Origin of the sequence: Leucobacter alluvii (assembly GCF_039530485.1) — a bacterium.
GTDB classification, from domain to species: domain Bacteria; phylum Actinomycetota; class Actinomycetes; order Actinomycetales; family Microbacteriaceae; genus Leucobacter; species Leucobacter alluvii.
This window is the reverse complement of record NZ_BAAAOP010000015.1, coordinates 1-4,314: the sequence shown is the minus strand read 5'-3', so window position 1 is coordinate 4,314 and position 4,314 is coordinate 1. Positions and strand designations below refer to the sequence as shown.

The following is a 4,314-nucleotide window of genomic DNA, read 5'->3' as shown; positions in this document are numbered from 1 at the left end:
CGTGAGATGTTCGGTTAAGTCCGGCAACGAGCGCAACCCTCGTCCTATGTTGCCAGCACGTAATGGTGGGAACTCATGGGATACTGCCGTGGTCAACACGGAGGAAGGTGGGGATGACGTCAAATCATCATGCCCCTTATGTCTTGGGCTTCACGCATGCTACAATGGCCGATACAAAGGGCTGCGATACCGCGAGGTGGAGCGAATCCCAAAAAGTCGGTCTCAGTTCGGATTGGGGTCTGCAACTCGACCCCATGAAGTCGGAGTCGCTAGTAATCGCAGATCAGCAACGCTGCGGTGAATACGTTCCCGGGCCTTGTACACACCGCCCGTCAAGTCATGAAAGTCGGTAACACCCGAAGCCGGTGGCCTAACCCCTTGTGGGAGGGAGCTGTCGAAGGTGGGACTGGTGATTAGGACTAAGTCGTAACAAGGTAGCCGTACCGGAAGGTGCGGCTGGATCACCTCCTTTCTAAGGAGCACTCGACACCTTTCGGGGTGTCGCAGAATGGCTCGATCAGTGGCATACGTTCACTGCGAGCCGCTCATGGGTGGAACATATGACAAGCAAGCTTGCTGGCTCGCCTGTGTGAGTACGTCATGTCCGTTTCGGCGGGGGTGATTGGAAATCCTGGGTGGGTGTGGTGAGTGGGCAGAAAGTGCATACTATTGGGTCCTGGGAGACCAGCCGGTCGCATCCTTTTGGGGTGCGGGTGACTGATTCCTTGACCTGCTGTCACGAGACGTGTTGCTCGTGGGGGTGGGATCGACCGTACGTTGAGAACTACACAGTGGACGCGAGCATCTTGCAGTGTCATATTCGTTTTGTCTGGATCGCCTTTGGGTGTGATGGGTGTGGGCGGGTGTGGTGCTGCTGATACTAATTAATTTCATTGGTCACACACCTGGCGGATCCCTTTGGGGGTTTGGGTGGGTGTGTGTTTCTGAATACTTATGTGATTTCAAGTTTCTAAGAGCAAACGGTGGATGCCTTGGCATCTGGAGCCGAAGAAGGACGTAGTAATCTGCGATAAGCCTCGGGGAGCCGATAAACGGGCTATGATTCGAGGATTTCCGAATGGGGAAACCCCGCCAGGGCGCGTGCGTACCTGGTGACTCCCGCCTGAATATATAGGGCGGGTAGAGGGAACGTGGGGAAGTGAAACATCTCAGTACCCACAGGAAGAGAAAACAACAGTGATTCCGGGAGTAGTGGCGAGCGAAACCGGATGAGGCTAAACCGGTCATGTGTGATACCTAGCAGGGGTTGCATGGTCGGGGTTGTGGGACGTGCCGTGAAGGGCTGCTGACCTTCGAACGTGAGAGTGAAGCTATAGGAGAACGCCTTGGAATGGGCGACCGGAGTGGGTGAGAGTCCCGTATCCGAAATGGTTTTACCGCGTGGTGTGTATCCCAAGTAGCACGGGGCCCGAGAAATCCCGTGTGAATCTGTCAGGACCACCTGATAAGCCTAAATACTTCCAGATGACCGATAGCGGACTAGTACCGTGAGGGAAAGGTGAAAAGTACCCCGGGAGGGGAGTGAAATAGTACCTGAAACCGTTTGCTTACAATCCGTCGGAGCAGGCTTTGTATCTGTGACGGCGTGCCTTTTGAAGAATGAGCCTGCGAGTTAGCGATATGTGGCGAGGTTAACCCGTGAGGGGCAGCCGTAGCGAAAGCGAGTCTGAATAGGGCGATTCAGTCGCATGTCCTAGACCCGAAGCGAAGTGATCTATCCATGGCCAGGTTGAAGCGACGGTAAGACGTCGTGGAGGACCGAACCCACTTAGGTTGAAAACTGAGGGGATGAGCTGTGGATAGGGGTGAAAGGCCAATCAAACTTCGTGATAGCTGGTTCTCTCCGAAATGCATTTAGGTGCAGCGTTGCGTGTTTCTTGCCGGAGGTAGAGCTACTGGATGGCCGATGGGCCCTACAAGGTTACTGACGTCAGCTAAACTCCGAATGCCGGTAAGTGAGAGCGCAGCAGTGAGACTGTGGGGGATAAGCTTCATAGTCGAGAGGGAAACAACCCAGATCACCAACTAAGGTCCCAAAGCGCGTGCTAAGTGGAAAAGGATGTGGAGTTGCTGTGACAACCAGGAGGTTGGCTTAGAAGCAGCCACCCTTGAAAGAGTGCGTAATAGCTCACTGGTCAAGTGATTCCGCGCCGACAATGTAACGGGGCTCAAGCACGCCACCGAAGTTGTGGCATTCATATTTATAGGTAGGCCTTCGTGGTCCAGCCGTATGGATGGGTAGGAGAGCGTCGTGTGGCGAGTGAAGCGGCGGTGTGAACCAGTCGTGGATGCCACACGAGTGAGAATGCAGGCATGAGTAGCGAAAGACGGGTGAGAAACCCGTCCTCCGGAAGACCAAGGGTTCCAGGGTCAAGCTAATCTTCCCTGGGTAAGTCGGGACCTAAGGCGAGGCCGACAGGCGTAGTCGATGGACAACGGGTTGATATTCCCGTACCGGCGGTAAACCGTCAAAGACCTAACCAGTAGTGCTCAGCTATCCAAAGCCTGTTACGGATCCTTCGGGTGATGTGCGGGTGGAGGTTGCGAACCCGATACTGGGGTGGTGAGCGTGAGGTGTGACGCAGGAAGGTAGCCTGTGCCGGGCGATGGTTGTCCCGGTGTAAATGTGTAGCCCGTCGATTATGAAGAGTTTTCGGCTTTGGGTGAGACATGATGCGGACCCGTATGGGGAAGCAGGTGATCCTATGCTGCCAAGAAAAGCATCGACGTGAGGTTTGCTGTTGCCCGTACCCCAAACCGACTCAGGTGGTCAGGTAGAGAATACTCAGGAGATCGAGATAATCATGGTGAAGGAACTCGGCAAAATGCCCCCGTAACTTCGGGAGAAGGGGGGCCATCCACTTATACCAACTTGCTTGGGAAAGGGTGTGGTGGCCGCAGAGACCAGTGGGAAGCGACTGTTTACTAAAAACACAGGTCCGTGCTAACACGCAAGTGGATGTATACGGACTGACGCCTGCCCGGTGCTGGAAGGTTAAGAGGAGAGGTTAGACCTTTGGGTCGAAGCTTTGAATTTAAGCCCCAGTAAACGGCGGTGGTAACTATAACCATCCTAAGGTAGCGAAATTCCTTGTCGGGTAAGTTCCGACCTGCACGAATGGCGTAACGACTTCCCAGCTGTCTCCACCGTGAACTCGGCGAAATTGCAGTACGAGTAAAGATGCTCGTTACGCGCAGAAGGACGGAAAGACCCCGTGACCTTTACTACAGCTTGGTATTGGTGTTCGGTGTGGCTTGTGTAGGATAGGTGGGAGACTGTGAAGCTCAGACGCTAGTTTGGGTGGAGTCGTTGTTGAAATACCACTCTGGTCATATTGGATATCTAACTACGGACCCTGATCGGGTTCTGGGACAGTGCCTGGTGGGTAGTTTAACTGGGGCGGTTGCCTCCCAAAAAGTAACGGAGGCGCCCAAAGGTTCCCTCAACCTGGTTGGCAATCAGGTGGCGAGTGTAAGTGCACAAGGGAGCTTGACTGTGAGACTGACAGGTCGAGCAGGGACGAAAGTCGGGACTAGTGATCCGGCAGTGGCTTGTGGAAGCGCTGTCGCTCAACGGATAAAAGGTACCTCGGGGATAACAGGCTGATCTTGCCCAAGAGTCCATATCGACGGCATGGTTTGGCACCTCGATGTCGGCTCGTCGCATCCTGGGGCTGGAGTTGGTCCCAAGGGTTGGGCTGTTCGCCCATTAAAGCGGTACGCGAGCTGGGTTTAGAACGTCGTGAGACAGTTCGGTCCCTATCCTCTGCGCGCGTTGGAGATTTGAGAGGATCTGACCCTAGTACGAGAGGACCGGGTTGGACGGACCTCTGGTGTGCCAGTTGTTCTGCCAAGGGCATGGCTGGTTGGCTACGTTCGGGATGGATAACCGCTGAAAGCATCTAAGCGGGAAGCCGGCCTCGAGATGAGATCTCCGTCACCCTTGTGGTGGTGAGGCTCCCAGTAGATTACTGGGTTGATAGGCCAGATGTGGAAGCACTGTAAGGTGTGGAGCTGACTGGTACTAATAAGCCGATGACTTGATTTCTTCCTCCCCTTGAATGGGGAGGGCATGGGTATCTTCAGTAACGATTGTTTCGCGTCCACTTTGTGGTTCTAGACGTACGGCCACACACGTCCACCTGTTTGGGGTGGGGTGTGGTCATATGTGAATAGAGTTACGGCGGCCATAGCGTCAGGGAAACGCCCGGTCACATTCCGAACCCGGAAGCTAAGACTGATTGCGCCGATGGTACTGCAAGGGGGACCTTGTGGGAGAGTAGGACACCGCCG

Annotated in this window: 3 rRNA genes; all 3 read left to right on the top strand. The window is 54.6% G+C overall.

The annotated features are described in order from the left end of the window. Positions 1-472, top strand: a 16S ribosomal RNA gene (locus tag ABFX18_RS14195); the annotation flags it as partial. A 488-nt stretch (positions 473-960) separates the two neighbouring features. Continuing rightward, positions 961-4,069 (top strand): 23S ribosomal RNA (locus tag ABFX18_RS14190). Between the two features lie 131 nt (positions 4,070-4,200). Continuing rightward, a 5S ribosomal RNA gene (gene rrf, locus ABFX18_RS14185) occupies positions 4,201-4,314 on the top strand; the annotation flags it as partial.